Consider the following 25,105-nt stretch of genomic DNA (forward strand, 5'->3'; position numbering starts at 1 on the left):
ATAAAACCTCGGATTGTTATATTTGGCAGTTACGATATTCTGTCGGATTCATTCCGACTTTCCGGCGGAAAAGGGAAGAAAAATACCCGGCGTCGTCATAGCCGGACAGGTGTGCGATCTCTCTGATGGAATACTGAAGAGAGCGCAAGAGTGTTTTCGCATATTCCAACCGCTTTTCCGTGATATAGTTGTTCAGGTTTCTCCCGGAAGACTGTTTGAACAAGGTACTCAGGTAGGAAAGGGAAATATTCATTTCGGAAGCGAGGAAGGAAATTGTAAAATCCGGATCCGTATAATGTTGGTCAATAAACTGTATTGCATAACGATACAGAGCTTCGGTGTTATTTCCCTTTTGCTGATGTATAACATTCAGGACATCGAAATAGGTGCTTTCTACATAATTAGCTTTTAATGCGCAGTTCGGCAGCTCAGAAAACAGCTTCATGGTATGGGCGCGGGAAGTATTCAGCGCATTCGGCGTAAAATGAATATCTTCCAGATAATTGTATAAAAGAGAAAGTAGCTGCATTCCCATGATATCGCAATATTTCCCATTTATGCATTCACGGTACAGAGGAGATTTGAAAAAATCTTCAATTCTGTTGATATCATTATGGCGGAGGGCGGAAGCAATTTCCTGCTGGTAGGAGTTGTCTGTCAGCTCAAGCAATTTGGCCCTGGAGGATTCTCTGGCATGGTACAGTTCCAGCAGAATATTTTCAAGCTCTTCTATTTTTTTTCGTGTGACAGGTTTCAAAATATAATGATTCACATGGTAGCGCATGGCGCCTTTAGCGTATTCAAATTCCCGATAGCCGGATAACAGAATGATGGGGATGCCGGATAAAAGAGGAGACTCATCAATCTGTCTGGCGAGCTCAATTCCATCCATATGCGGCATTTTAATGTCGGAAATGATGGCGTCCGGACGGCATTCCTGGATAAATGAAAGCGCTTCTGCGCCATCTGTAACGGTTCCGCAAAGCGTGCCGTGAAATCGTTCCCAGTTCAATTGTTCTTTTAACCCATCTAAAACAAGCTGCTGATCATCCACTAATAAAACCTTAAAGTCCATTTTGTTCCCTCTCTGTGCATTCCGTTATGAGTATCAATTCCAGTAGTTTTCCCTTTCTGCATACATTGTAACAGAACCGGTTGGAGTGTCAACGAAAAGGAGCCGTAGTTAAAAAAATTCAAACTGGGATAAAATTATTCAAATTGAGAACGCGGCAGTTAAAAGTTAGAATAAAAACAGAAAGGAAAGAAAATAAAAATTTTAGATAATCTGGAATGGAGGGATACGATTGGAAAAAAGGAAAGGAAGAAAAGTAAAAGTCAGGGCATCCCATGCTGTGGTTCGGGAAAATATCCAGCTGTATTTATTGATGCTTCCGGTATTTTTACTGATTCTTGTGTTTGCATACGGCCCCATGTTTGGCCTGGTAATTGCATTTCAGGATTACATGCCGGGGTCGCCTTTCTGGGGAGAAGGGGTGGAATGGGTTGGCCTGTACCATTTTAAACGGTTTATTGAAGGAAAGTATTTTGCGCGTTTAATCAGAAATACGCTGGTGTTGAGCGGATTGAATCTGCTGTTTGGGTTTACGGCGCCCATTCTGTTCGCTCTGCTGATTGATCAGATTAAGCGGACAAAGTTTAAGAAGTTTGCGCAGACAGTCAGCTACATGCCGTATTTTATATCCACGGTGGTTGTTGCCGGTATGGTGATATCCTTTATTGATGAAGGAGGGATGATTACGAATTTTCTTTCGGCGGCATTCGGACTGCCGAATAAGAACTGGAGAATTGAGTCGGCGGCTTTCCCGGCCGTTTATACGATCACAAATGTGTGGAAGGGATTCGGGTTTGGAAGCATTCTTTATATTTCTTCCATTACCTCTATTGACCAGAGTCAGTATGAATCGGCAAAAATTGACGGTGCGAACAGATGGCAGCAATGCAGATACATTACACTGCCTGGGATAAAGAATATTATCGCAATCAATCTGATCATGGCCGTTGGCGGAATTCTGGGCACGAACAGCGATTTGATTCTTTTATTGTATTCGCCGGCCACATATGATGTAGCGGATGTGATTGGAACCTATACATACAGAACCGGTATTATTTCCGGTGAATACAGCTATACGGCGGCAGCAGGGCTGTTTATGTCAGCCATCGGTTTTTCCCTGACATTTATTGCGAATAAAATAAGCAATAAAATGACAGGATACGGATTGTGGTAGGAGGACTGTGGGATGAGAAGCAGAAAAAGAAACAGAATCAGAGAAGGAAATCCGGTCGTCACAGGTATTCTCTATTTATTAGTAATTCTGATATGTGCGGTCACGCTTTATCCGATGTATTATGTGCTGATTCTTTCCGTAAGCGCGCCGGAAATTGCGGCAAGAATGGATGTTTACTGGTTCCCGAAAGGATTTTCACTGGATGCATACAGAATGCTGATCGGTGATAAAGAAATGTGGAGAGCTTATCTGAATACAATTCTGTATACGGTGCCGACCACTTTACTGATGCTCGCAACCAGCGTGATGATCGCTTATCCGCTGACATATAAAAGGCTGATGGGAAGAAAATATCTGAATCTGTTCTTACTGATTCCGATGTACTTCAGCGGAGGAATGATTCCCGCGTTTCTGCTCATTACAAAACTCGGCCTGTATGCAAACCCGCTGTCCCAGATTATACCGGCCTGTTTTTCCATCTGGAATATTATTCTTATGAAAGCGTTCTTTTCCAGCATCCCTGAGGGGATGAGAGAGGCGGCCAAAATTGACGGCGCGGGCATCCTGCGGATTTTAAAAGATGTTTATCTGCCGCTGTCCAAACCGATCCTGGCAGTGATTTCTGTCTATACGATTGTGGGAACGTGGAACAGCTGGTTTTCAGCGCTGGTCTATTTGCCGCGGACGGACTGGCAGCCGCTGCAGCTTTTCCTGAGAAGGATACTGGTGGAGAGCACACGTCAGGTTACGGAAATTCTCACACCGGAACTGGCGGCTGAGATGATGAGAAAACAGATGTCAGGGGCTCAGTTGAAATATGCCATGATTATATTTACAACATTACCGATACTGTTTACATATCCGTCCTTTCAGAAATATTTTGTAAAGGGTGTTATGCTCGGCTCGCTGAAAGAATGACAATCAACCATGTTAAGCAGCCCAAACAGGCTGAAAATAAAAGAGGAGGATTTACAAAATGAGAAGGAAAATGAAAAGAATGCTGGCGATTGCAATGAGCGTTGTTTTGGCGGCGGGAATGGCAGGATGCGGGCAGAAACCTTCAGAAGAGGTGAAAACGGATAACGGCACTGAAGCGCAGGAAGCGGCAGGAACGGGGGAAGAACTTGAAGTTGTGCGCGTACTCGGAAATAATTACACATTTACGGGAGCGAATGGGAGAACAGTTACCTTAAAGGACTGGGCTGAAGAGGGAAAGAGCAAACGGTGGCAGAAGCTGACAGAGGATCTTGCCGAAAGAGGAATCAAACTGGAGCTGGATCTGATTGAATCTGACCAGTTTGAAACAACCTGCCAGACAATGGCTGCCAGCGGTGAATTTTCAAATTATGATTTGATTCAGATCACGCCGCTCGATGACAAGACAAAGATTAATCTGGTGAGGCAGGGACAGCTTCAGCCCATCAGCGACATTTGGGAACAGCATTCCGAAGGGCCTGCAAAGGAGTTTTTTGAGAGCGATGCCGGCAAATATTTTTATAACCATTTGAAGCTGGAAGACGGAAAATGTTATTGGATTTCTGACTTTGGATCTTCCACTTACAAAGGAGAAATGGAAACAAACTTCGCGCTTGGATTTTCCATCAGGCAGGACTGGCTGGATGCGATCGGCAGAGAAATTCCGAAAACAACAGAGGAGCTTTATGAGGATCTTGTGGAGTTCCAGAAACAGGATGTGAACAAAAGCGGTGCGGCGGATGAATTTATCTGTGTCTGGTTCGATAATTTTTCCACGGACATCGCACAGTGGTTTGGCCTGGGAACCGGCCTGACATTTATCAACACCCAGGACAATAATACAGTAACATCTCCCTGGTATCAGGAACATGTAAAAGAATATATCACATATATGCAGAAATTATATGCGGCAGGCGTATTAAAAATGTCCGGGAATGAATTCAATACTTATCTGGCAAACAATCAGGTTGCAGGGATTGCGGACTGGACAACCATGACCTGGATGGAAGCCACAATCAGCCTGCCTGAGGGCGCGGCGTATCCCTGGTATGTGCCTTTCAGAGCGCAGGCGGTAGAAGGACAGGTTCCGCTTTTCAGAGGGCCTAATGTCTATAATCCCGGATTCCGGGCATATGCCGTGCCTGCAAGCAGCGACAAACAGGATGCGGTTGGAAAACTGCTGGATTACCTGGTATCGGACGAGTGCATTCTTTTAACGGAGTACGGCATTGAAGGTGTCAGCTATGAAATGGTAGACGGACAATACAGCAATATTATCGATGCATCTCTGGAAAATACGGATGCGACCGGCATCGCTCTATGGACAAACGGAGGTATTTTCCCCCGCTTTGAATTAAACAAGGACGTCAATGGAGAGATGGTGACCTCCACGCAGATCGCAAAAGAAAAAGGTGTTAAAAACAATGCATCCGGTAAAGAAGACTATAATATTGACTGCTTCAATGATCCCACACACCGGCTGTTCCATGACGAAACGGCATATGCAGTTCCTACGCTGGATGAAATCAGTAAAATCAGTGAGATCAGCAGTGATCTGAGCACATATTCTTCTGAACTGCTCACAAAGCTGATTATGGGTGAAAAGAGCCTGGATGACTGGGATGCCTATATTCAGGATCTGAAGGATCTGGGACTGGATGAGCTGATTGCAATTAACCAGGGAAGATACGACAGAGCGATGAAATAAGGAGCACAGGGAATGGAAGAACAAAATTCTAACGTGAACCTGCTTCCGGAAACGGGAGCGGATACCGGCAATTACTGGTGCACATGGGATACACAATATCGCATGAATACGGTGGAAGACGGAAAAATTACGTTAAATCTGCGGGATATTCTGGATGAATCATTTTTGTTTGGCAGACGGGGGCTTCTGAACGGTTATTTTGAGCATATCAGAAAAGATATTTATGTGCTGCTGGATGACGGTTGGGATGTGCCCCGCCACATCCCCGGAAATGGAGAGATAAGCGCTTTTGGGAGCCTTATTTTGAATGAAGAAAGATTTCCTGGCTTTCCCGGAGAGCCGCAGGAACGCCTGCGTAAAATGAAAGAAAGAATAACGCAGCTGGGATACAGAGGACTTGGACTGTGGATTTGTGCGAATGCCGCCGGAGAGGCGTCGAAAGAGCCGTATTCTATGGAACAGTCAAGAGAGTACTGGAAAGAAAAGGCTCTCTGGTGTCAGGAGGCAGGCGTCTCATACTGGAAGGTTGACTGGGGATATCATGCGGGTGACAGCGCCTACAGGGATATGATGACTGAAGTTGTAAAACAATATGCGCCGGGAGTCAGGATTGAACATGCAATCTGCCGCGGCCCCATGGATGAAACGGAAACGGAAGCGTCTGTGTTGTCAAAGGTGCTGGAAAGCAGTGATTTTTTCAGAACCTATGATGTGACACGGGAGTTTAATTACAGCACGGCGATCAGAAGGGCCTGGGAGGCGCTTCGGCTTACCGTAAATGGCCGGCACGGATGCGAGTGTATCGTGAATGTTGAAGATGCGCCGTATCTGGCTGCGGGACTGGGGTGCTCCATGGGAATTATGCGCCATCCGGCATGGGGCGGTACAAAAACTGATGTTTTGGACTTTGGGCGAAAATACAACGAAGTGGAAAGAGCTGTCTGCTGGCAGCGAATAGCGCCGCCGTTTGGGACAGGGAAAAGCAGAAATCGGGCAACCGTGAAATTGCTGAGAGACTGGACAACGTCCATAGACGGACCAGACGGGGAAGGATGGCTTTCCCATGTTTTTGATGATTGTGAGGAAATCGAGGAATTTGCTCCCTGGATGATTACAAGGGATATGGATTTCCCTGCAGTCACATCAGACGGAAAAGAAATGCCCTTCCTTGTCTGCAGCAAACATCCCCAAACCGGGGCGGTAAGCATCGCTTTTCTGCCGAGGACATTGGGGGAAAGGAAACATTACACGCCGAGAACAAAGGCAGCTTTTGAATTGAAGGCTTTTACAGAGCCGATTGGAATTTTCGGGGAATTTGATATGCTGACCTTGTCTTTTCAGGAAGAACTGCAGGGCAGAATTTACTTGCAGGACCTGTGCAGGGACCGTGCCCATGATATCACGGAGATGCTTGCGCAAAATAAACGTAAGCTGGTGCTGGACTTTGATAAAATACAGGGCAAAGGATGGCTGGATAATGATTGCGGGGATGTTTCAGCGCCGGGATTTATGATTTGTCAGTTGGGATAGAAGGTTCTGAAAAGGGAAGTGAAAGGAGCCGGACACCGGCTCCTTTTGCAATTGATTAATTTGTTACGGTTCAGCCTTCAGTTGAACTAACGAACGATGCACCGGCTAAAAAACGGCGTACCCATAATAGCCTTTTGATATTCACAAAACTTTTGAATATTGATTCAGCCGAAAGCTGAACTGTAACAAAATATCCATGAAAATACAATCTAACGCTTGACAGTTAAAAGAAAAGCCGATAAAATAATCCATGTTGCAAATAAAATATTATATGCGGCAGGCCCAGATAGCTCAGTTGGTAGAGCAGAGGACTGAAAATCCTCGTGTCACTGGTTCGATTCCGGTTCTGGGCAGTTACAGTGGTAATTACTGATATATGTGGTAATTACCTTTTTTTGTATAGAAAAACAGTGATTTGGGGGATTGAATTATGGCGCTGGTTAAATGTCCTGAATGCGGCAGGGAAAGAGTATCGGATACGGCCGAAGCATGTCCTGACTGCGGATATAATGTAAGAGCACATTATGAAAGAGTAAAAGAAGAAAACGAAAAGAGGCTGGAAGAAGAGGAAAGTGTTCTAAGTGCAGAAAGAGAATCAGAGGAAGAAAAAACATTAGAGGAGGAAACAGCTTCAAAAGAAGAAAGAATATCAGAGAGACAAAATGAACGGATGGAGAGCGGAAGATACTTAGAAAATGGTTTTCAAATACAGCAAAAAGATATAATTCTCATGTCAGTCTTGGGTATCAGATGTGAAAATTGTGGAAATTGATGGCTTGTAGGAGTATAATTACAGATAATACTTATGTAGGAGGTATTGGGATATGGCTGATGTTACAGTAAAATTTCTTGGTGAAAATTATTCTTTTCCAGAAGAATTAAAAGATTATGTATCGTATTGTAATGAGTTTGAAAAAATTAACAAGAGATTATCACAAGCCCTTTTGGTTACAATGAATAGACCGACTATTACTGGTGGTGAAACTAGCCAAGCAGGAGAAGTTGAGACAAAATTAAAAGAAGATATGCGTAAAGAGGGTAAAAAAGTCATATCTATGCTTGCTAAATATAATATTTTCGATGTGACCGAAAGTGATTTAGTAGATAATAATAAAGGATATATTTATTATAACGATGTTTATCAGAATATAATGATGCGTGGTTTGCGACTTAATTTAGCAGAAGAACTGCAGAATTTTTTAGATGATTGGGAAGATGCGCAACAATCTGCATATTCACAAGTTACGGGAACAGGAATATCAATGTATTCTAACAGTATGATTGCACATATGACATTGGCGGCATTTGAAACAAGCACAATAAAAAAACAATGTGAGCAAGCCGATAGAGATTATAAAAGAGCAATGGACGCATTATCGGCAAGAGGTACATCGGTAACAGAAAAGAAAAATGCAGAAGTTATGATTAAAACATTTGCAGAAATTGCAAATGCTTTTGGTATGTTCATATCTGAATTGATGGATACCTTTTTAAATAAATTACAACAAAATAACATATTTGATTATTCTAAAACAAAGGAATATGATATAAAGCGTTCATCAGAAATACTTAATAATATGTCTTTAGTTGAAGATAAAAAGAGTGTTTTGATTCAAGCATTTAAAAGTTGCCCTTATAATCCGGATATATATGCAAAGGTTTTAGAAATGGGTTTGTGTGATCTTGATACTTTTAAAACTGCACAATACTACTATCAAGATGAAGTTCTTACAGAAGTGCTTGATGATTATGTAAAAAAGAATCTGAAAAACACAGAAAAAGTAACAGTGCCAATATCAATTCTTGCTACATATCGTGGAACTGATGAAATTGGAATATGGAAAAAGATATATGAAGGTACATTAGAAAATATCGAGGGTTCATACAAGATAATCAATACCGCTTTATCAGATAAGAAAAAACTTGACAGATTCATTAGAGATAATATCAGTAGTTCGATGAAGGAAGTTGTGAAAAAATCGAGAGAAGATGTTATCAAGAACATTGATAAAAAGATGTTAGCATTGGTTTCTGAAAAACAATATGATGAATTTGTTGGAATGGGTATTCTTTCGCCGGAAATCATTAGAATGTCAGGAAGTTCTGCAACTACTTTAAATGATATAAATGGTGAAATCAGAAATGCTTTAACTGATTGTGTTATGGAATATATTGAAGAAGCAAAGAAACGTTATGATGCTTATGATAAAGCAATGGATATATATGAGAAGGAATTAAAGCAGAAATATGACGAATTAAATGTTTTAAGGTCTGAAAAGAATAGTTTGGGATTATTTGCATTTTCAAAGAAAAAAGAAATGACTGCAACTATTGATGCTAAAGTAAATGAAATTTCAGAGTTTAAAAGAACACATGAGCCGAAAGATTTATTAGCACAGTTTGAAGCGATGTATAGATAATTAAAATAAAAAAGGATTACGGATAACACCGTAGTCCTTTTTTATTGTGTTTTCAAGAAATTACCATAATTTAAAGTATCAGAAAAACACAAAATATGTAGTATTCTTTCACTATATGCCGTATAATAGCTTCATCTGATAAGTTAATGGCATGCGCTTCAGGGTGTTAAAGCGTGCCGCCCAATTTAAGGAAAGGAAGTGTTTTTATGTTCATGTAACATTTGATGTTCCGTATGAGGAAATCTCAGAATATCCGACACCTGCAAAAGCAATGGAGGCAATTTCCAGGTATTGTGAAGCAAGCGGGGAATCCTGCGTATTTACGGGGGATGATGAAGTCGAAATAGCTGGAAGAAAGTATGAAGTATGCAGAGGAGCCAATCCCCTTAATCTGGGTTACGGCATTATATGCAGGGAAAAATAATATCTGGCCAGATAAAGCTGATTCATTGCAGCCCTATTGGTAAAGAAGCAGGAACATTTTTATGGAATGACAGCAGTTATCAGGCCTGTGGGAAATGGCACGTTTGCAAATGATAATAAGTAATTGAATTTTATGAGGGGGAATTTGCTGTGGAAAATATGATGGAGAAGGTGTGCCCTAATTGCGGTGAAAAATTACCTGGTGATTCATCTTTTTGCATGAAATGCGGAACAAAAATCGAGGAAGATGGACCGGGTATAGAGCAAGAGCAGCCAGCCCAGGCGCCTGGTTTCTGGCAGAAAAATAAAAAGAAAATTATAATTGCAGCGGCGGCGGTTGCAGCAGTAGTACTGGTTTTTGTTATTGTGAATGCGGTACAGGCGTCAAACCTGAAAAAAGAGCTGGAGCGTGGCTGGTGCAAGATTGAAGGTGAAGAAGGGGCGTATATTCTATGTGTATTGGATTTTTCAGAGGATGAAATCGAGTACCGGCTGGAAACAGGATACGCATGGATGGATACGACTGTGGCTACATACGATTATAAAGTTATAAGCGGTAATAAAATTAAAGTATTGCGTTATGGAGATGATTGGGAAACCATCAGGGTTGAACTCAGTGATGATAAAAAAGCAATGATAGTATCCCCTGCCCTTACAAGTACGGATAATGAAGAAATCTGGGTAAATATAGATTAGAGGGATAATGTATTTTGAAGAAAATGAGATACTGTGATCCCGGATGACATTGCTTTTACCTGATTACCATATAATACGGAGGAATAAAAAATGGCGCTTATGAACTGCCCGGAATGCGGGAAAGAAATTTCTGATCAGGTGAATAACTGCCCACACTGCGGTTTCCCTGTCAATAATAAGAAGGATGAAGGAAGCAATAAAAAGAAAAAGGTAATACCTGTTGTCATTGCGGCAATAGTTCTGCTGCTGATTCTGGCTGCTTTTTTCATTTATAAATTTGTATATAAGGGAAGCTTTCAGATTTCACAAGGCAAGGATACCATTGAATTGGGAACGGATGTGGATTTGATAAAATATCTGGAGTATAGTCCGGAAGATATTATTGATGTCACCATAGTTGATGACGGAGGTTTTGACTGTAATGCGGCCGGTGATTATCAGGTGCTTTTCAATGTAAAAAATAAAAGAGGCAATATTAAGCAGGTTCAATATGATTTTCATGTGACGGACACAGTGCCCCCGGAGCTGACGGTGCTTAAGGATACCGTATATGTGGCAAAGGGAAGCTCATATCAGCCGGAAAGCAATGCGGAGGCTGCTGACGCAGACAGCTGTACCGTGGAAGTCAGCGGCGATTACGATTTGAATGCGGAAGGGACCTATGAAATTGTTTTTACCGCAAAAGACGGCAGCGGAAATCAATCAGAGAAGAAAAGCATGACATTAATCGTGGAAAACAGGGATGACTGTCTTTTCAGAAATGCCAAACTGGGCGACAGTGCGGAGGTGATACAGCGTTACGAAACAGGAGAGCTTTTTACAAAGCAGGATGAGGATAATGGGGAAAGCCTGATCATTTATGAAGATACCGTGGAGGGCGAGGATGCCTATATCTACTACCAGATGAATGATAAGGATCAGCTGTGCTGTATAACGGTTATTTTTATGCAGCCTCATACAGATTATGATATTTACATAAACAAGTTTGATTCCATTACGGAAAAACTGACGCTTGATTACGGAGAGCCTAAGAAAGAAAAGGGTAAGGGCAGGCTGTATGGCTACTGCAGTTCCGAGGGTGAGGCCCTGAGCATCGGGGAGGTAAAATTCAGAAATCTATGGAGCAGCGATGATGTGGATATTGTTCTGTATCTGGGAAGCGACAATTACGAAATAAGCTTTGCCATGATCTATGATTCCAATACCCTCGATCATCCGGAAGGGACAGGGCTGAATTAATCAAGGGACGACAGAAGGCAGGCAGCAGGCCTGCCTTCTTAGTTTTTTTACACTTATCCTAAGCTGCATAATGGTTCCGTCCCTTCACAGCTGCCGGAGGGCGGACACATCTGAAAAAAAATATTTTTTGGAGTTGACAATTAAATTATCGCATGGTAATATATAACTCGTTCGAAACACAATTCATACAAAATGCTTTGGCTGCAGGTTTGATTGGGTTTTGGCATCTCGCGGGAAGCGCTGTTGGCGGTGAACGCCGGGCGTGGAACGCTTTACATATATGCGGGTGTAGTTCAATGGTAGAACACCAGCCTTCCAAGCTGGATACGTGGGTTCGATTCCCATCACCCGCTTGCGGATGAATTATCCGTAAGCAGGTTAATTCCTGTACTCAGGTGACTGATTTCCAGGAAGAAGCAGTCACTGCTATATCAAATGCGATAGTGGCGTAGTTGGTAACGCGCGACCTTGCCAAGGTCGAGACCGCGGGTTCGAGCCCCGTCTATCGCTCTCACAGAATCAGGAAAACAGCGGTTTCCGGAAAATCCGGGCCGCTGTTTTTAGTTAAAAAATTTTCTGCTCTTTCATTTCACTCTTTTCCCATTCACTTTTCAAAGCAGCTTCCGTTTCCTGTCCAGGGTATACGCCTGATAAACAAGCAGAACCACCAGCCCGGCTTTTCCCAGTAAATGGACGCTCGTCACTGCAAAGCTCAAATCCGTCATGTTTCTGAGAGAGATTATGAAGCCCTGTGCAATTTCAATGAACGACACGGCGGCAGTCACATAGATAATGACAGGAGAAAGCTTTTCCCCGCGTCTGCTGAAAAATACAAGGATACATACCGCAGATAATACGGGAATAAACAGATCCAGCCAGCCGGACAGGCCCATATGGCCGTTCTGTTTTATTGTCATATCCATGAGAACCGCAAGGAACGTCAATGATGAAATGATATAATTCGTACACATGACAGCGCCTGTTTTTGCAGCAGATAAACTGTTCCGGGCCGAAAAAACAAGCCCGGCCGCCAGGGCACACAGATTTATGAGATACCCAACCGCAGTAATAACGTTTATCGCCGTTATTTTCCCGGCCGGAGTTCCTTTCAGGGCCTGTGCAGGATAAAAAGAATACAGGCTGAACACAAGCATTAATAAGTATGCGGCTGAGGCGACTGCATAAAGTATTGTCTGAATCATATTTGACACTGGAGCAGACAGAACAGGATCCCTTTCAATACTTTTCTTCAGTTCCTCCCCGGACAGAAGCTCGTCTACGGAAACCTCCAGAATCTGCGCTATTTTTTTCGCTGTCAGAAGATCCGGAAAACGGGCGCCGCATTCCCATCTGGAGACAGCCTGTCTCGTTACGTACAGCTGATCCGCCATAGTCTGCTGTGTCATTCCCTTTTCTTCACGGAGCTTCTTAACCTTTTCACCAAATTCCACCATCACATATACACTCCTTTTTATTTTTTTGCCGGCCTGCTTTTATTATAGGAGCCTGAGGCATAGAAGGAAAGAAACACCTGGAACGGGGATGTAAACAGAATGGTAACAGCCCTAATCCATATCAATTCCCGGCAAATCCCACCTGAAATGGCTTGCCAGAATGCGGATTGCCACAACCAGCAGCGCGCTGCCTATCATGGCGGAGTCCGAACGGGTTACCTGAAGCAGCACTACATACAGGCAGGCTCCGGCAATGGAAGCGCAGGCATAAATATGCTTTTTTAAAACATATGGCGTTTCCCCGGCCATGATATCACGCAGGATTCCTCCGCCGATTCCCGTAATTACCCCAAGAAAAATAATCAGGAAATGATAGTCGCCATATCCGGCTTCCACGCCGGTGTCAATGCCAATTACCGTAAAGGCCCCAAGGCCGATGGCATCGAGGATATTCATAATTTTTTCGTAGCCCTCAATATAACGGCTGCCAAGCAGGAAAGGCCAACAGCGGAACAGCAGAAAAAGAACGAGCACGGTAAGAAACGCCGCCAGCACATAAACCGGGTTGCGGAACATATTTGGCGGGATATTTCCGATCATCAGGTCGCGGAGCATACCTCCGCCCACCGCCGTAATGACGCCCAGGACAATAATCCCGAACAAATCCAGCCGCTTCCGTACCGCCACCATGGCGCCGGAGGAGGCAAAGGCAATCGTACCTATAATTTCTACAATAAATATAATATTTGGCTGTAGCTGCATAATCATTCGTACCTTTCAGGGATTTTAAACGTTCTAATAATAGCATGAAATTACCCCGGGCTCAATTCCCTTTTATAAATATGGAATTATAATTATAGAAGGTAAATATGGAAATATGGAAGGTAAATATGGAAATATGGAAATATGGAAAAACTCTTGACTTTGAGTGCACTCCAGGGGATATGCTGTTTATGGGAAAGTATGGATGCAGATAGGAAAGGGGGAAAAGGAATCAGATCGTTGCCAATATCCGATGTTTTCGCGGGGCAGCTATGGACAGGCAGATGCTGTTACAGGGCGGCGGGACAGCCTGAGGTACAAATCGCCATATCTGAGAATCATATCTTTTTAAAAGCTATAGAAAATGTGTTCGGAATCATTTATAATAATACCATGTGGTTCATTTCCACAGTCGGACTTTAGTGTATTACAACAAAAAGGAGTGTAGCAAATGGAAAAGAGAAAACTGGAAAAACTGGGGATTGAAACATCGCTGCTGGGGTTTGGATGCATGCGTTTTCCCACACTGCCCGATGGGAAAATAGATGAAGCGGAGGCTGAAAGAATGCTGGATAAAGCCATTGCCTCCGGCGTAAACTATATTGACACCGCTTATCCGTACCATAACGGGGAAAGCGAACCCCTGGTGGGCAAGGTGCTGAAAAAGTATGACAGAAGCTCCTTCTTCCTGGCAACCAAGCTGCCGCTGTGGGCCGTTAACAGCGTAGACGATGCCAAGCGTATTTTTGAAGAACAGCTGCAGAGGCTGCAGACAGATTATATTGATTTTTACCTGTTTCATGCGGTAAATAAGGAAAAATGGGATGCCATGAAGGAACTGGGCGTTGTGGAGTACTGCGCCAAGCTGAAGGAAGAGGGAAAAATCAGATATTACGGCTTTTCCTTCCACGATGACTATGAGGTATTTGACGAAATCCTCCATTACCGTGACTGGGATTTCTGTCAGATTCAGTATAACTATATGGATACTCAGGAACAGGCTGGGGATAAGGGCTATGCACTGGCAGAAAGCCTGGGCGTGCCGCTTGTAATCATGGAACCCATTAAGGGCGGAAGCCTTGCCAACTTCTCCGAAGACATCAACGACAGATTCCATAAGATGGATCCCGACAGAAGCGTTGCTTCCTATGCGCTTCGCTGGGTGGGAAGCCATCCCAATGTAAAGGTTATTCTGAGCGGAATGTCCACTATGGATCAGGTGGAAGACAACCTGAAGACCTTCCAGGATTTTAGCCCTTTAAGCGAAGCGGAAGAGAAAGAGATCGAGAGCATCGTGACGGAGCTGCGTTCCCGCGTTCAGAATGGCTGCACCGGCTGCCGCTACTGCATGCCGTGCCCTGCAGGCGTCAACATTCCGGGCAACTTCAAGGTTTGGAACAATTATCACATGTACCGTACATATGATCATGTAAAATGGTCCTGGGAAAAAGAACTGAAAGAAGAAGAAAAAGCAAAGAACTGCATTAAGTGCGGCAAATGCGAGACACTTTGCCCTCAGAAGCTTTCTATCAGAGATAACCTGGTACAGGTGCAGAAGGATCTGGATGAAAGAATCTTCAAGTAAAACAGACTATGGAAAAAGCATATAAGCTGGAATTTATCAATGAACAGACAGGAACGCTGGCTGTAAACTGCTGCGGCTGCTCCAAAACGGAGCCGCTGCACAGCTTCGGCCCGGCGCTTAAGCCCCATTATATGATTCACTATGTTCTGAGCGGAAAGGGAATTTTCCGGATAGGCGGAAGAGAGTACCCGCTGGAGGCGGGGAGCGGCTTCCTCATTACACCCGGAGAGCTGGCCTTTTACCAGTCGGATGAAAGAGAGCCCTGGACCTACGTTTGGGTGGGCTTTTCCGGAAGCGGCGCCGGGAACTTCGTGAACTATATGGGGCTTTCAGTGCGTCATCCGGTTTTTCATTCCGAACGTTCGGACGAGCTTTACGGAAGCGTGAGGGATATGATGGAGCACAACACCTTCGGCCTTACAAATGAGCTGCGGCGCAACGGCCAGCTCCAGATTTTTCTGTCCCTTATTGCGGAAAATGCCAGACCGCAGGACAAGGCGGAAGAGGATAAGGCGAACCAGTATGTGATAAGGGCGGTGGAATTCATCCAGCGCAACTACTGCAATCCGGTGAAGGTTACGGATGTGGCGGATTATGTATGTATCAACAGGAGCTATCTGTATACCCTGTTTGAAAATTCCATGGGGATGTCGCCCCAGCAGTTTCTGACTACCTACCGGATTACCAAGGCGGCGGAACTGCTTGCCGTGACGGCGCTTCCCGTGGAGAGCATCGCGCTTTCCTGTGGCTATAATGACCCTCTGGTTTTTACAAAGGCATTTAAACAGATGAAAGGAATGTCTCCCTCCAGCTACCGGCGGGAGATGCAGAATAAGGAAAGCCGCAGAAATAAAGAATACTTAAGACAGGTGGAAGATTTCATCAGCCAGGTCAATAAATTAAACAGTTAACATTTTGACAGGTACTTGCAACAAATATCACTTTGCCGGTATCTGTCTTTTGTTATATGATAAATTCAGGTGAAAGCGGTTGCACATTTTGCGGCCATAACGAAACGATACATAGCCATAAAGAAAAGGAGAAGGAGCATGAAAGAAAAAATTCTGCAGAAATTTGGGGAAGTTTTTGGGGATACCACAGGAGCGAGAACCTACTTTGCCCCGGGACGCGTGAATCTCATCGGGGAGCATACGGACTATAACGGCGGACATGTTTTTCCCTGTGCGCTGACTATCGGAACCTATGGCGTGGCAAGGCAGAGAGCCGACAGGAAGCTGCGTTTTTATTCTATGAATTTTGAACATTTGGGAGTGATTGAAAGCAGCCTGGACGGCTTAAAGCCTGAGAAGGAAGCTGACTGGACCAATTATCCCAAGGGAGTTATGTGGGCGTTTGAAAAGAGAGGCTTTGAGATCCCTTATGGAATGGATCTGCTTCTGTTCGGCAACATTCCCAACGGCTCCGGCCTGTCCTCCTCCGCATCCGTAGAGGTGCTGACCGGATTTATCCTCAGGGATATGTTTGGCTTTGATGTGACCAATCAGGATCTGGCGCTTATCGGACAGTATTCCGAGAACAATTTCAACGGCGTCAACTGCGGAATTATGGATCAGTTCGCTATTGCCATGGGCAAAAAGGATCACGCTATTTTCCTGGATACCGCGGATCTGAGCTTTGAATATGCGCCCATCCATCTGGAAGGCGCCAAGATTGTCATTGCCTGCAGCAATAAGAAGCGCGGCCTGGGAGATTCCAAATATAACGAAAGAAGAAGCGAATGCGAGACAGCTCTGGCTGAGATTCAGGAGGTTGTGGGAATCAACTCTCTGGGAGACCTCACGGAAGAGCAGTTTGAACAGTATAAATCTGCAATCAAAGACGATGTACGCACAAAACGCGCAAAGCATGCGGTTTATGAAAACCAGCGCACCATCAAGGCTGTTGCCGCTCTGAAGGCGAATGATATCGCACAGTTTGGACAGCTGATGAATGCTTCCCACGTATCCCTTCGTGATGATTATGAGGTTACCGGCATTGAGCTGGATACCCTGGTGGAAGAAGCCTGGAAGGTGGACGGCGTTATCGGTTCCCGTATGACAGGCGCAGGCTTCGGTGGCTGCACTGTCAGCATTGTTAAGACGGAAGCCATCGACGGCTTCATCGAAAAGGTAGGAGCGGAATATCTGAAGAAAATTGGTTATGCTGCTGATTTCTATGTTGTGGAGATCGGGGACGGACCGAGCTTAATCTAATCAGTACGGGCGGCTGGGTTCCAAGCCGCCCCTCTTTATGCACAGAGCCGGCAGGTTGGTGGAATTACATAGAATACACAGAGCCGGCAGGCTTATGGAGTTACACAGATACAGGTTGCGCGGGATTACCGCAGAAATGAGGGAGAATATGATTCAGAAAAGTATCAGGGAATTAGTAAGATATGGTCTTGCGACCGGACTTGTGGAGCCGGAGGATACCATCTACACCGCTAACCGTCTTTTGGAGCTGTTCGGCCTGGAGGAGCTTGAGGATGCGGATACGCCGATTACAGCAGACAAAAGCGAAGAAGCACAGCTGACAGGCGAACTGGAAAGCATTCTTAAGGATATGCTTGACTACGCGGCACAGAACGGACTTCTTGAAAACAACAGCGTTGTATACAGGGATTTGTTCGATACAAAAATCATGAGCGTGCTTGTGGCGCGTCCCAGTGAAATTATTCGAAAATTCAATACTTACTATGCCCAGTCCCCGGAAGCTGCAACGGAGTATTTTTACAAATTCAGCCAGGATACAGACTATATCAGACGTTACCGCGTATGCCGTGACCAGAAATGGATTGCCCATACAAAGTACGGAGATCTGGATATCACCATCAACCTGTCCAAGCCGGAGAAGGATCCCAAGGCGATTGCAGCCGCCAAAAACGCAAAACAGAGCGGATACCCCAAATGCCAGCTGTGTGTGGAAAATGAAGGCTATGCAGGACGCGTAAACCATCCCGCAAGACAGAACCACAGGATTATTCCTATCACCATCAACGGCGGTCAGTGGGGCTTCCAGTACTCCCCTTATGTTTACTATAATGAACACTGCATTGTTTTCAATTCCCAGCATATTCCCATGAAAATCGAACACAACACCTTTGTAAAGCTGTTTGATTTTGTGAAGCTGTTCCCTCATTATATGCTTGGTTCCAATGCGGACCTTCCTATCGTAGGCGGCTCCATTTTAAGCCATGACCACTTCCAGGGCGGTCACTATGAATTCCCCATGGCCAAAGCCGGCGTGGACAAAACCTTCACGGTAAAAGGCTTTGAAGATGTAACAGCGGGAATTGTGAACTGGCCCATGTCCGTTATCCGTATTTCCGGTCCTGACAGCGACAGGCTTATTGCCCTTGCCGACGTGATTCTTGATAAATGGCGCAACTACACAGACGAAGAGGCATTTATCTATGCTGAAACAGATGGGGAGCCTCACAATACCATTACCCCCATCGCAAGAAAACGTGGTGACAACTACGAACTGGATCTGGTGCTGCGCAACAACATTACCACAGAAGAACATCCCATGGGCGTTTACCATCCTCATGCAAAGCTGCACCATATCAAAAAGGAAAACATCGGCCTGATTGAGGTTATGGGTCTTGCGGTGCTTCCTTCCCGTCTGGACGGTGAAATGGCCGCTCTGGAAAAAGCAATACTGGAAGGCGCGGATATCCGCGGCGATGAGGTTCTTGGCAAGCATGCGGACTGGGTGGAGGAATTCCTTCCCAGATATGAGAATGTGACGGCAGACAACATCCATGAAATCATACAGACAGAAATCGGCCAGGTATTCATGGAAGTTCTGGAGGATGCCGGCGTTTATAAGAGAACGGCGGAAGGTCAGGCGGCTTTTGACAGGTTTACGGCGGTTTTGAACCAGTAAGGCAGCGAAAATAAAAAGTGACTTGAAAGATTCAAGTCCCCAGTGCATAATTTATTTAGAAGTAATCAAAGGATATTTCGGGTCCGATGATTGCGCTTCGGATAACTGTATAATTTTTAGTTTCAAGCTATCCTCTATTGGCCGTAGAGGATAGCTATTTTTTGTCCTGATGATTATCTATGTAAGCCAGTGCTGCAATGTATACGATTGAAATGACATGGGATTCAAAATCATATGGGCCGAAAGGCAGACAATGCAGAATTCTTGACTTTATACCAAGAGCCAAACAGCATTCTGTAAATACAATAGCCTGTAATCTACAATATACACCATATTCCCACCCCTTTTTATAGGCATAGTTTAATATGTTCAGGGATGTTTTCGGAATGAATTCAACATCCTTGGTTCCGCCGTTATGCAGAACATTTTCACTGCACTATCTAAGAAGATTTAAAGCCTTATCAAGTTCATTTCCCTTTCCGGCAATTTCCTGTACAGGGTAGTTTTTCAATAAATCCGAAAAGCCCGGAGCACAATAATTATATGTAAATTCTATCTGTTCGGAATTCTCAGAAAAAACATTAAGTGTCCGTAAAGCACCGATTAACAAAGAATATTCACGTTCCATAAGACCTTCCTCACGCAGGCAGGAAGCATAGTAATCCAATCCATAAATCCGTTTATATACCCAGATGTTATGGTGATGAAGTAATAACTAGCGGCATATTGTCAGGAATTACTTGCAACACATCTTTTTTGCCTGTATTCTAATTATAAAATTGTAACTGTCCAGCACCTTCACAGTTACTGTCAAGAATCTATCCTAAACCACCTTCGGCGATGGATTTTGGTACTCTTGAATTACATTTTTACGGTCAGTGCGGAATGCTGCTCTGCGCAGTTAAATGCGCTGACTTTCCAAACAGTTACATTAAATTGAAGATGAAAGCACTGCAAATATTATCTGCAGATTCAGGTTTATCAGAAAGGCATCATTATGAATAATATCCACAAAACCCCCACCCAGCTCACCACAGACCGTCTGCTCATCCGCCCCTTCACCCCGGAAGACACCGATGCGTTTTTTGCGCTCATGTCCGACCGGGAGATAAACACCTTCCTCCCCTGGTTCCCCTTACAGACTAGAGCGGAAGCGGAGCAGTTCCTTGAAGAACGTTATCTGAGCCGCAGTGAGGAACCTGACGGCTTCCATTATGCCATATGTCTTAAGACAGATAATATCCCCATTGGCTATATCAACGTGGACGTGGGGGAAAGCCATGATTTCGGCTATGCGCTGAGAAGGGACTGCCAGCATAAGGGCATTATGACAGAAGCTGCCCTCGCGGTGCTGGAGGAAATCAGAAAAGCCGGAATTCCATACATAACGGCGACACATGATGTAAAGAACCCGGCAAGCGGAAACGTGATGAAACGCATGGGCATGACCTACCGCTATTCTTACGAGGAACCGTGGCAGCCCAAGAATATCCTGGTCACCTTCCGAATGTACCAGCTGAATCTTGACGGCAGGAAGGAGCGGGTATACATGGAGTACTGGAACCGTTACCCTGTCCATTATATTGAGAAGGATGTATAAGCCCTTTTTTACCGCATCAAGTCAAAAAACGGCCGCAGTTCTTTTCACTGCTGTCCCGGAACCCCTTGCCACCCGCCGGCTTTCGCTGTATCCTAAAGAAAAGCCGGGACGACGATGAAAATCGGTTCCATATACGGAGGAGTTTTATGATTATATTGATTGCCGGGAGCACCCACGCCGGAAAGACCCTTTTTGCCCAGAAACTTCTGGAAGCCTATTCCTATCCTTATCTGTCCATCGACCACCTGAAAATGGGCCTGATCCGCAGCGGCCGCACATCCCTGACGCCGGAAAGCGATGGCAGGCTGCTGACGGATTATCTGTGGCCTGTTGTGCGGGAGATGATCAAAACTGCCATTGAGAACAAACAGAACCTGATAGTTGAAGGCTGCTATATCCCCTTTGATTTTAAAAAGGATTTCGAACCGGAATATCTGCAGGAGATCCGTTACGTCTGCCTTGTTTTCAGCGAAAACTATATCCGCGCCCATTTCGCTGACATCAGGGCCCATGGAAGCGATATTGAAGACCGCATGGAGGATGAATATCTGGAGCTGGAGCCATTGGTTGACAAGAACAGGGAAAACCTGGAGCAGTGCAGGGCATACGGCCTGGAATATGTTCTAATTGATAAAACATATGAAATTACCTGGAGGCCGCAGCCGTAAAGCACTGTTAAGCAGCCGGCTCCCCCGGAGCAGCCCTGTATCTTTCGGGATAACGCGTTCTGCCGGAATGCCTCCTGGAAGCAGTTTCATTCTTGCCGCAACACCGTTTTCGCGGTATCCTGTGTAAAGCAGGGGTTCGGTCCACAGAAGCCTTTATGCGGCAAAGCTTACGTTGAGGCTGAGGTTCACCTTAAGGATCACCAATCGGGCAGAAAGCCTGTCAGAAGAAAGACGAATAACTTATGAAATTTTTACTCACAGCAGTGAATGCAAAATATATCCATTCCAACCCGGCCATTTACAGCCTGCGCGCCTACAGCATCCGGAAGGAGCCGGCGCTTGAGGAGCATATGGAGCTGGCCGAATACACCATCAACCAGCCCTTCCAGGAGATACTGGCGGACATTTATGGCAGAAAGCCGGACTGTATCGCGTTTTCCTGCTATATCTGGAACTGGGAAATGATTCAGGATATCACCCGGGAGCTTGCCAAGATCCTGCCTGATGTGCCGATTTGGCTTGGCGGACCGGAAGTATCCTACAATCCGGAAGAAATCCTTGAAAAAATGCCTTTTCTCACCGGGGTTATGGTGGGAGAGGGAGAGGTGACCTTCCACGAGTTGCTTGTATTTTATAAAGATAAGCATTCTTCCGGAGCAGGGCAGCCGGATACAGATGAAGAGGATACACTGCAGAAAATCCCCGGCATTGTTTTCCGAAGAGCCCCGGAAAAGCCGGGCGAAACTCCGGAGGCCTACGCCGCTGCATGTAAAACCCCGGGAACCTGCACAGCAGCAGGCGCCCTTTCCGTCTGCTGCACCGCTCCCCGCAGCCTCACGGATATCAGTGACATCCCTTTTTTCTACAACGAAGAGGACATTGGCGATTTCCACAACCGTATCATTTACTACGAATCCAGCCGCGGCTGCCCTTACCGTTGCAGCTACTGTCTTTCTTCCATAGATAAAACGGTCCGCCTGCGCAGCCTGGAGCTGGTGAAAAAAGAGCTTCAGTTTTTTCTGGATAAAAAGGTCCCTCAGGTCAAGTTCGTAGACCGTACCTTCAACTGTAACCATGCCCATGCCCAGGCGATTTGGCGTTACATCAGCGAACATGATAACGGAGTCACTAATTTTCATTTTGAAATATCCGCGGATATCCTGAACGAAGAAGAGCTTCGGATTCTGCGCTCCCTGCGCCCGGGACTGGTGCAGCTGGAAATCGGCGTGCAGTCCACCAATCCGCAGACCATCCGGGAAATACGGCGCGCCATGGACTGGGAGAAGCTGAAAAAAATAGTGGCCTCCATCCAGGAGGGACAGAATATCCATATCCATCTGGATTTGATTGCCGGCCTTCCCTGCGAGGATCTGGAAAGCTTCCGCCGTTCCTTCAACGATGTTTATGCCTGCCGCCCAGAACAGCTGCAGCTGGGCTTCCTGAAGGTCCTGAAGGGCTCTTATATGCATGAGAAGGCTTCGGAATATGGGATACATTATACGGATAAGCCTCCCTATGAAGTCCTTTTTACCCGCTGGCTCCCCTATGGGGATGTCCTTTCCCTTAAAAAAATCGAAGAAATGGTTGAGCTGTACTACAACAGCGCTCAATTCACCCATACCCTGCCGGTTCTGGAAGCTGTTTTTCCAAATCCCTTCCGTCTTTACGAGGAGCTGGCGGCCTATTATGAAAAGAAGGGATACTTTATCAACAACCCCGCAAGAAGCTACCGCTACCAGGTGCTTCTGGACTTTGCCCTTTCTGTGGACCCGGAGAGGGAGAGCCTTTACAGGCAGCTCCTGACGCTGGACATGTATCTGAGGGAAAATCTGAAGAGCCGCCCGGATTTTGCCCTGAATTTACAGGAGACTCCCGAAATCAAGGAAAAAATAAACGGATTTTACCGCAAAGAGGAAAATGAACCTCTTTTCCTGCAGGATTATGTGGACGATGGCTTTAATTCACGGCAGATGGCAAGAATGACCCACATCGAATGCTTCCGCCTGCCGGTATGGGAAAGCCCTGTCCCCGAGATGATGGAAACATTCCCGGAAGAAAAAATTTATTTCCTGCTGTTTGATTACAGAAAGAGAAACCCTCTGAACCAGGAAGCCCGTACCACCCTGCTTCCGCTTTAAAGGAGAATGGAAATTGAGACAAAAAGAAAGAATAGAAAATATACTGAAGCTTCTGGACGAGCGCTATGGCACAGATATCATCTGCTATCTGGATCATGAAAATGCATGGCAGCTACTGATAGCCACGATTCTCAGCGCCCAGTGCACGGACGCCAGGGTTAACGTGGTGACTAAAGACCTGTTCCGGAAATATCCGGGCGTGGAGTACTTTGCCCGGGCAGATTTGAAGGAGCTGGAGCAGGATATCCGCTCCACCGGTTTTTACCATAATAAAGCAAAAAATATTATCGCCTGCTGTCAGGACCTGGTTGAAAAATTCGGCGGGGAAGTGCCGGAATCCATCGAGGATCTCACCTCTCTGGCGGGTGTGGGGCGGAAAACCGCCAACGTAATCCGCGGGAATATTTACAATGAGCCAAGCATTGTGGTGGACACTCATGTAAAAAGAATTTCCAACCGGCTGGGCCTGACGAAGGAGGAGGATCCGGTCAAGGTGGAATATGACCTGATGAAGGTTTTGCCCAAAGACCATTGGATACTTTACAACCTGCAGATTATCGCGCTGGGCCGGGAAATCTGCAAAGCGCCCACCGCAAAATGTGACGCGTGTTTTTTAACGGAGTTCTGTCCATACTATAAGAAGAACAGCGGTAAGAAAACAACAAACAAAAAGACGGAAGGTGCGAGGTGAACGGGCCGGTGAAGGACTATGTCTGCCTGGATTTGGAGACCTCAGGGCTGTATCCCAGACTGGATAAAATTATTGAAATAGGCGCGGTTAAGGTATTGGGCGGCGTAGCTGCGGAGCGTTTCCAGACGTTTGTCAATCCGGGGCGTAAGCTGTCCGGGCATACGTCTGAAATTACGGGGATTACGGATCGGGATCTGGAATCGGCCCCGTATATTGAGGAGGCGCTTCCTGAGTTCCTGGCCTTTGCCGGGGAGCTTCCGCTTCTGGGGCACAGTGTCCTTTTTGACTATTCCTTTATGAAAAAAGCGGCGGTGAACCAGGGACTGACATTTGAACGCACAGGCGTGGATACGCTGAAGCTGGCGAGGAAATTCCTGCCGGAGCTGGAAAGCAAAAACCTGGGGTTTTTATGCAGGCATTTTGGAATCAGCCATACGGCCCACAGGGCGCTGGGGGATGCCCTGGCGACGCAGCGGCTGTATGAGGTACTGTGCGGGCTTTTCCTGGAAAGGAATGAAAAGGATTTCGCGCCCCAGCCGCTTATTTACCGGGTGAAAAAGGAAGGCCCCGCCAGCGGCGCGCAGAAGGAACGGTTATATAAACTGACTGCGGCTCATAAACTGGAACTGGACGCCGATATTGAAAAAATGACGAAAAACGAAGCCAGCCGCACCATAGACAAAATTCTGGCCCAATACGGAAAAATCCCGGAGAAAGAGAAGTTTTGACGCGTAACAGTTCAGGCAGGTTTGCGCATTCACTGCGCAAACTGTGAGAAAACGTGGTGGCAGCAGGCATCCGCCCCTCGCCGAAGGCGGCTTTTATGGGTGGATGCAGTAACAGTTTGCCCGAAGGGTGAACTGTTACTTTGATGTTGATTTTCGGCTTATCTTTGCTTGCAAAACAGGAAGCTTTCATATATAATAAGCATCTGAACAAGTAGGATAAGCATGGAAATGTCGGGAGGCATAAGAAAATGTTTAATTTCAATAATAAAAAAACGAGAAGAGTTGTTTCCTCAGTCATCATCATCATACTGGTGCTGGCAATGGTCGTACCGACACTGCTGTATTTTCTGTAAG

General features: G+C 45.5%; 23 protein-coding genes and 3 tRNA genes. 22 read left to right on the plus strand and 4 right to left on the minus strand.

From position 1 onward, the window contains the following. Window positions 1-16: 16 nt before the first annotated feature. On the minus strand, window positions 17-1,075 hold the full coding sequence (locus DXC51_RS02245) for a response regulator transcription factor (protein WP_025488290.1): 1,059 nt from the start codon (window positions 1,073-1,075) through the stop codon (window positions 17-19). 229 nt (window positions 1,076-1,304) lie between these two features. On the opposite strand from DXC51_RS02245, the gene DXC51_RS02250 reads away from it, so the two are divergent. The 12 genes from DXC51_RS02250 to DXC51_RS02305 all read left to right on the plus strand — a co-directional run bounded on the left by DXC51_RS02250 (window position 1,305) and on the right by DXC51_RS02305 (window position 11,747). Continuing rightward, window positions 1,305-2,246 carry an ABC transporter permease gene (locus DXC51_RS02250; protein ID WP_021637690.1) on the plus strand — a complete coding sequence of 314 codons (942 nt, stop codon included), beginning with the start codon at window positions 1,305-1,307 and terminating at the stop codon, window positions 2,244-2,246. Window positions 2,247-2,258: 12 nt separating this feature from the next. Further along, the gene (locus tag DXC51_RS02255) at window positions 2,259-3,164 is read left to right on the plus strand and encodes a carbohydrate ABC transporter permease (RefSeq protein ID WP_025488292.1); all 906 of its coding nucleotides are present in this window, start codon (window positions 2,259-2,261) and stop codon (window positions 3,162-3,164) included. 58 nt (window positions 3,165-3,222) lie between these two features. Then, the gene (locus DXC51_RS02260; RefSeq protein WP_117530643.1) at window positions 3,223-4,929 is read left to right on the plus strand and encodes an extracellular solute-binding protein; all 1,707 of its coding nucleotides are present in this window, start codon (window positions 3,223-3,225) and stop codon (window positions 4,927-4,929) included. Between the two features lie 12 nt (window positions 4,930-4,941). Further along, on the plus strand, window positions 4,942-6,459 hold the full coding sequence (locus DXC51_RS02265) for an alpha-amylase family protein (RefSeq protein ID WP_025488294.1): 1,518 nt from the start codon (window positions 4,942-4,944) through the stop codon (window positions 6,457-6,459). A gap of 280 nt (window positions 6,460-6,739) precedes the next feature. After that, window positions 6,740-6,812 (plus strand) — tRNA-Phe (locus DXC51_RS02270). Window positions 6,813-6,889: 77 nt separating this feature from the next. After that, complete coding sequence (locus DXC51_RS02275) at window positions 6,890-7,231, plus strand: hypothetical protein (protein ID WP_117543525.1); 342 nt, start codon at window positions 6,890-6,892, stop codon at window positions 7,229-7,231. A gap of 52 nt (window positions 7,232-7,283) precedes the next feature. Continuing rightward, complete coding sequence (locus tag DXC51_RS02280) at window positions 7,284-8,879, plus strand: hypothetical protein (RefSeq protein ID WP_021637695.1); 1,596 nt, start codon at window positions 7,284-7,286, stop codon at window positions 8,877-8,879. Window positions 8,880-9,030: 151 nt separating this feature from the next. Continuing rightward, window positions 9,031-9,303 carry a DUF4318 domain-containing protein gene (locus tag DXC51_RS30225; protein WP_117543527.1) on the plus strand — a complete coding sequence of 91 codons (273 nt, stop codon included), beginning with the start codon at window positions 9,031-9,033 and terminating at the stop codon, window positions 9,301-9,303. Window positions 9,304-9,461: 158 nt separating this feature from the next. Further along, on the plus strand, window positions 9,462-9,998 hold the full coding sequence (locus DXC51_RS02290) for a zinc-ribbon domain-containing protein (RefSeq protein ID WP_243003108.1): 537 nt from the start codon (window positions 9,462-9,464) through the stop codon (window positions 9,996-9,998). Between the two features lie 90 nt (window positions 9,999-10,088). Beyond that, on the plus strand, window positions 10,089-11,237 hold the full coding sequence (locus tag DXC51_RS02295; RefSeq protein WP_021637699.1) for an immunoglobulin-like domain-containing protein: 1,149 nt from the start codon (window positions 10,089-10,091) through the stop codon (window positions 11,235-11,237). A 282-nt stretch (window positions 11,238-11,519) separates the two neighbouring features. After that, a tRNA-Gly gene (locus DXC51_RS02300) sits at window positions 11,520-11,590 on the plus strand. 84 nt (window positions 11,591-11,674) lie between these two features. Further along, window positions 11,675-11,747 (plus strand) — tRNA-Gly (locus DXC51_RS02305). A 101-nt stretch (window positions 11,748-11,848) separates the two neighbouring features. Here the strand turns inward: DXC51_RS02305 and DXC51_RS02310 are convergent. Both DXC51_RS02310 and DXC51_RS02315 read right to left on the minus strand, forming a co-directional pair. Continuing rightward, window positions 11,849-12,691: a helix-turn-helix transcriptional regulator gene (locus tag DXC51_RS02310; RefSeq protein WP_243003107.1), complete on the minus strand. Its 843-nt coding sequence runs from the start codon at window positions 12,689-12,691 to the stop codon at window positions 11,849-11,851. A gap of 111 nt (window positions 12,692-12,802) precedes the next feature. Then, window positions 12,803-13,453, minus strand: coding sequence for a trimeric intracellular cation channel family protein (locus tag DXC51_RS02315; protein WP_025488300.1), 651 nt, complete (start codon window positions 13,451-13,453; stop codon window positions 12,803-12,805). 451 nt (window positions 13,454-13,904) lie between these two features. Here DXC51_RS02315 and DXC51_RS02325 point away from each other — a divergent pair, with 451 nt between their 5' ends. From DXC51_RS02325 to galT, 4 genes are all read left to right on the plus strand, one after another. Then, window positions 13,905-15,038, plus strand: coding sequence for an aldo/keto reductase (locus DXC51_RS02325; RefSeq protein ID WP_117543533.1), 1,134 nt, complete (start codon window positions 13,905-13,907; stop codon window positions 15,036-15,038). A gap of 8 nt (window positions 15,039-15,046) precedes the next feature. Continuing rightward, window positions 15,047-15,949: an AraC family transcriptional regulator gene (locus DXC51_RS02330; protein ID WP_025488302.1), complete on the plus strand. Its 903-nt coding sequence runs from the start codon at window positions 15,047-15,049 to the stop codon at window positions 15,947-15,949. Between the two features lie 138 nt (window positions 15,950-16,087). Next, window positions 16,088-17,251, plus strand: a complete 1,164-nt coding sequence (locus tag DXC51_RS02335) for a galactokinase (protein WP_025488303.1) — start codon at window positions 16,088-16,090, stop codon at window positions 17,249-17,251. A gap of 148 nt (window positions 17,252-17,399) precedes the next feature. Further along, window positions 17,400-18,926 carry a UDP-glucose--hexose-1-phosphate uridylyltransferase gene (gene galT, locus DXC51_RS02340; protein ID WP_102288548.1) on the plus strand — a complete coding sequence of 509 codons (1,527 nt, stop codon included), beginning with the start codon at window positions 17,400-17,402 and terminating at the stop codon, window positions 18,924-18,926. 436 nt (window positions 18,927-19,362) lie between these two features. Here galT and DXC51_RS02345 read toward each other — a convergent pair whose 3' ends face one another. Further along, window positions 19,363-19,554, minus strand: coding sequence for a hypothetical protein (locus DXC51_RS02345; protein ID WP_102287423.1), 192 nt, complete (start codon window positions 19,552-19,554; stop codon window positions 19,363-19,365). 369 nt (window positions 19,555-19,923) lie between these two features. Between DXC51_RS02345 and DXC51_RS02350 the strand changes: the two genes are divergently transcribed. From DXC51_RS02350 to DXC51_RS30705, 6 genes are all read left to right on the plus strand, one after another. Beyond that, entirely contained in the window at window positions 19,924-20,526 is a 603-nt protein-coding gene (locus DXC51_RS02350; protein ID WP_102287424.1) for a GNAT family N-acetyltransferase, read from the plus strand. Between the two features lie 146 nt (window positions 20,527-20,672). After that, entirely contained in the window at window positions 20,673-21,194 is a 522-nt protein-coding gene (locus DXC51_RS02355; protein ID WP_025488310.1) for a zeta toxin family protein, read from the plus strand. Between the two features lie 242 nt (window positions 21,195-21,436). Next, window positions 21,437-23,332, plus strand: a complete 1,896-nt coding sequence (locus DXC51_RS02360) for a B12-binding domain-containing radical SAM protein (protein WP_102287425.1) — start codon at window positions 21,437-21,439, stop codon at window positions 23,330-23,332. Between the two features lie 13 nt (window positions 23,333-23,345). After that, entirely contained in the window at window positions 23,346-24,023 is a 678-nt protein-coding gene (gene nth / locus DXC51_RS02365; protein ID WP_102287426.1) for an endonuclease III, read from the plus strand. Then, window positions 24,020-24,751, plus strand: a complete 732-nt coding sequence (locus DXC51_RS02370) for a 3'-5' exonuclease (protein WP_180998107.1) — start codon at window positions 24,020-24,022, stop codon at window positions 24,749-24,751. The genes nth and DXC51_RS02370 overlap by 4 nt, the downstream gene beginning before the upstream one ends. Before the next feature lie 248 nt (window positions 24,752-24,999). After that, the gene (locus tag DXC51_RS30705; RefSeq protein WP_390579513.1) at window positions 25,000-25,104 is read left to right on the plus strand and encodes a synaptobrevin-B; all 105 of its coding nucleotides are present in this window, start codon (window positions 25,000-25,002) and stop codon (window positions 25,102-25,104) included. Window position 25,105: the final 1 nt, after the last annotated feature.

Source organism: Eisenbergiella massiliensis, from assembly GCF_003435485.1.

Excerpts from the sequence above, each read along its gene's own strand:
- DXC51_RS02245 (WP_025488290.1), bottom strand. The coding sequence starts at position 1,075 with ATGGACTTTAAGGTTTTATTAGTGGATGATCAGCAGCTTGTTTTAGAT.
- DXC51_RS02255 (WP_025488292.1), top strand. The coding sequence starts at position 2,259 with ATGAGAAGCAGAAAAAGAAACAGAATCAGAGAAGGAAATCCGGTCGTC.
- DXC51_RS02260 (WP_117530643.1), top strand. The coding sequence starts at position 3,223 with ATGAGAAGGAAAATGAAAAGAATGCTGGCGATTGCAATGAGCGTTGTT.
- DXC51_RS02265 (WP_025488294.1), top strand. The coding sequence starts at position 4,942 with ATGGAAGAACAAAATTCTAACGTGAACCTGCTTCCGGAAACGGGAGCG.
- DXC51_RS02275 (WP_117543525.1), top strand. The coding sequence starts at position 6,890 with ATGGCGCTGGTTAAATGTCCTGAATGCGGCAGGGAAAGAGTATCGGAT.
- DXC51_RS02280 (WP_021637695.1), top strand. The coding sequence starts at position 7,284 with ATGGCTGATGTTACAGTAAAATTTCTTGGTGAAAATTATTCTTTTCCA.
- DXC51_RS30225 (WP_117543527.1), top strand. The coding sequence starts at position 9,031 with ATGCGCTTCAGGGTGTTAAAGCGTGCCGCCCAATTTAAGGAAAGGAAG.
- DXC51_RS02290 (WP_243003108.1), top strand. The coding sequence starts at position 9,462 with ATGATGGAGAAGGTGTGCCCTAATTGCGGTGAAAAATTACCTGGTGAT.
- DXC51_RS02295 (WP_021637699.1), top strand. The coding sequence starts at position 10,089 with ATGGCGCTTATGAACTGCCCGGAATGCGGGAAAGAAATTTCTGATCAG.
- DXC51_RS02310 (WP_243003107.1), bottom strand. The coding sequence starts at position 12,691 with ATGGTGGAATTTGGTGAAAAGGTTAAGAAGCTCCGTGAAGAAAAGGGA.
- DXC51_RS02315 (WP_025488300.1), bottom strand. The coding sequence starts at position 13,453 with ATGCAGCTACAGCCAAATATTATATTTATTGTAGAAATTATAGGTACG.
- DXC51_RS02325 (WP_117543533.1), top strand. The coding sequence starts at position 13,905 with ATGGAAAAGAGAAAACTGGAAAAACTGGGGATTGAAACATCGCTGCTG.
- DXC51_RS02330 (WP_025488302.1), top strand. The coding sequence starts at position 15,047 with ATGGAAAAAGCATATAAGCTGGAATTTATCAATGAACAGACAGGAACG.
- DXC51_RS02335 (WP_025488303.1), top strand. The coding sequence starts at position 16,088 with ATGAAAGAAAAAATTCTGCAGAAATTTGGGGAAGTTTTTGGGGATACC.
- galT (WP_102288548.1), top strand. The coding sequence starts at position 17,400 with ATGATTCAGAAAAGTATCAGGGAATTAGTAAGATATGGTCTTGCGACC.
- DXC51_RS02345 (WP_102287423.1), bottom strand. The coding sequence starts at position 19,554 with ATGGAACGTGAATATTCTTTGTTAATCGGTGCTTTACGGACACTTAAT.
- DXC51_RS02350 (WP_102287424.1), top strand. The coding sequence starts at position 19,924 with ATGAATAATATCCACAAAACCCCCACCCAGCTCACCACAGACCGTCTG.
- DXC51_RS02355 (WP_025488310.1), top strand. The coding sequence starts at position 20,673 with ATGATTATATTGATTGCCGGGAGCACCCACGCCGGAAAGACCCTTTTT.
- DXC51_RS02360 (WP_102287425.1), top strand. The coding sequence starts at position 21,437 with ATGAAATTTTTACTCACAGCAGTGAATGCAAAATATATCCATTCCAAC.
- DXC51_RS30705 (WP_390579513.1), top strand. The coding sequence starts at position 25,000 with ATGTTTAATTTCAATAATAAAAAAACGAGAAGAGTTGTTTCCTCAGTC.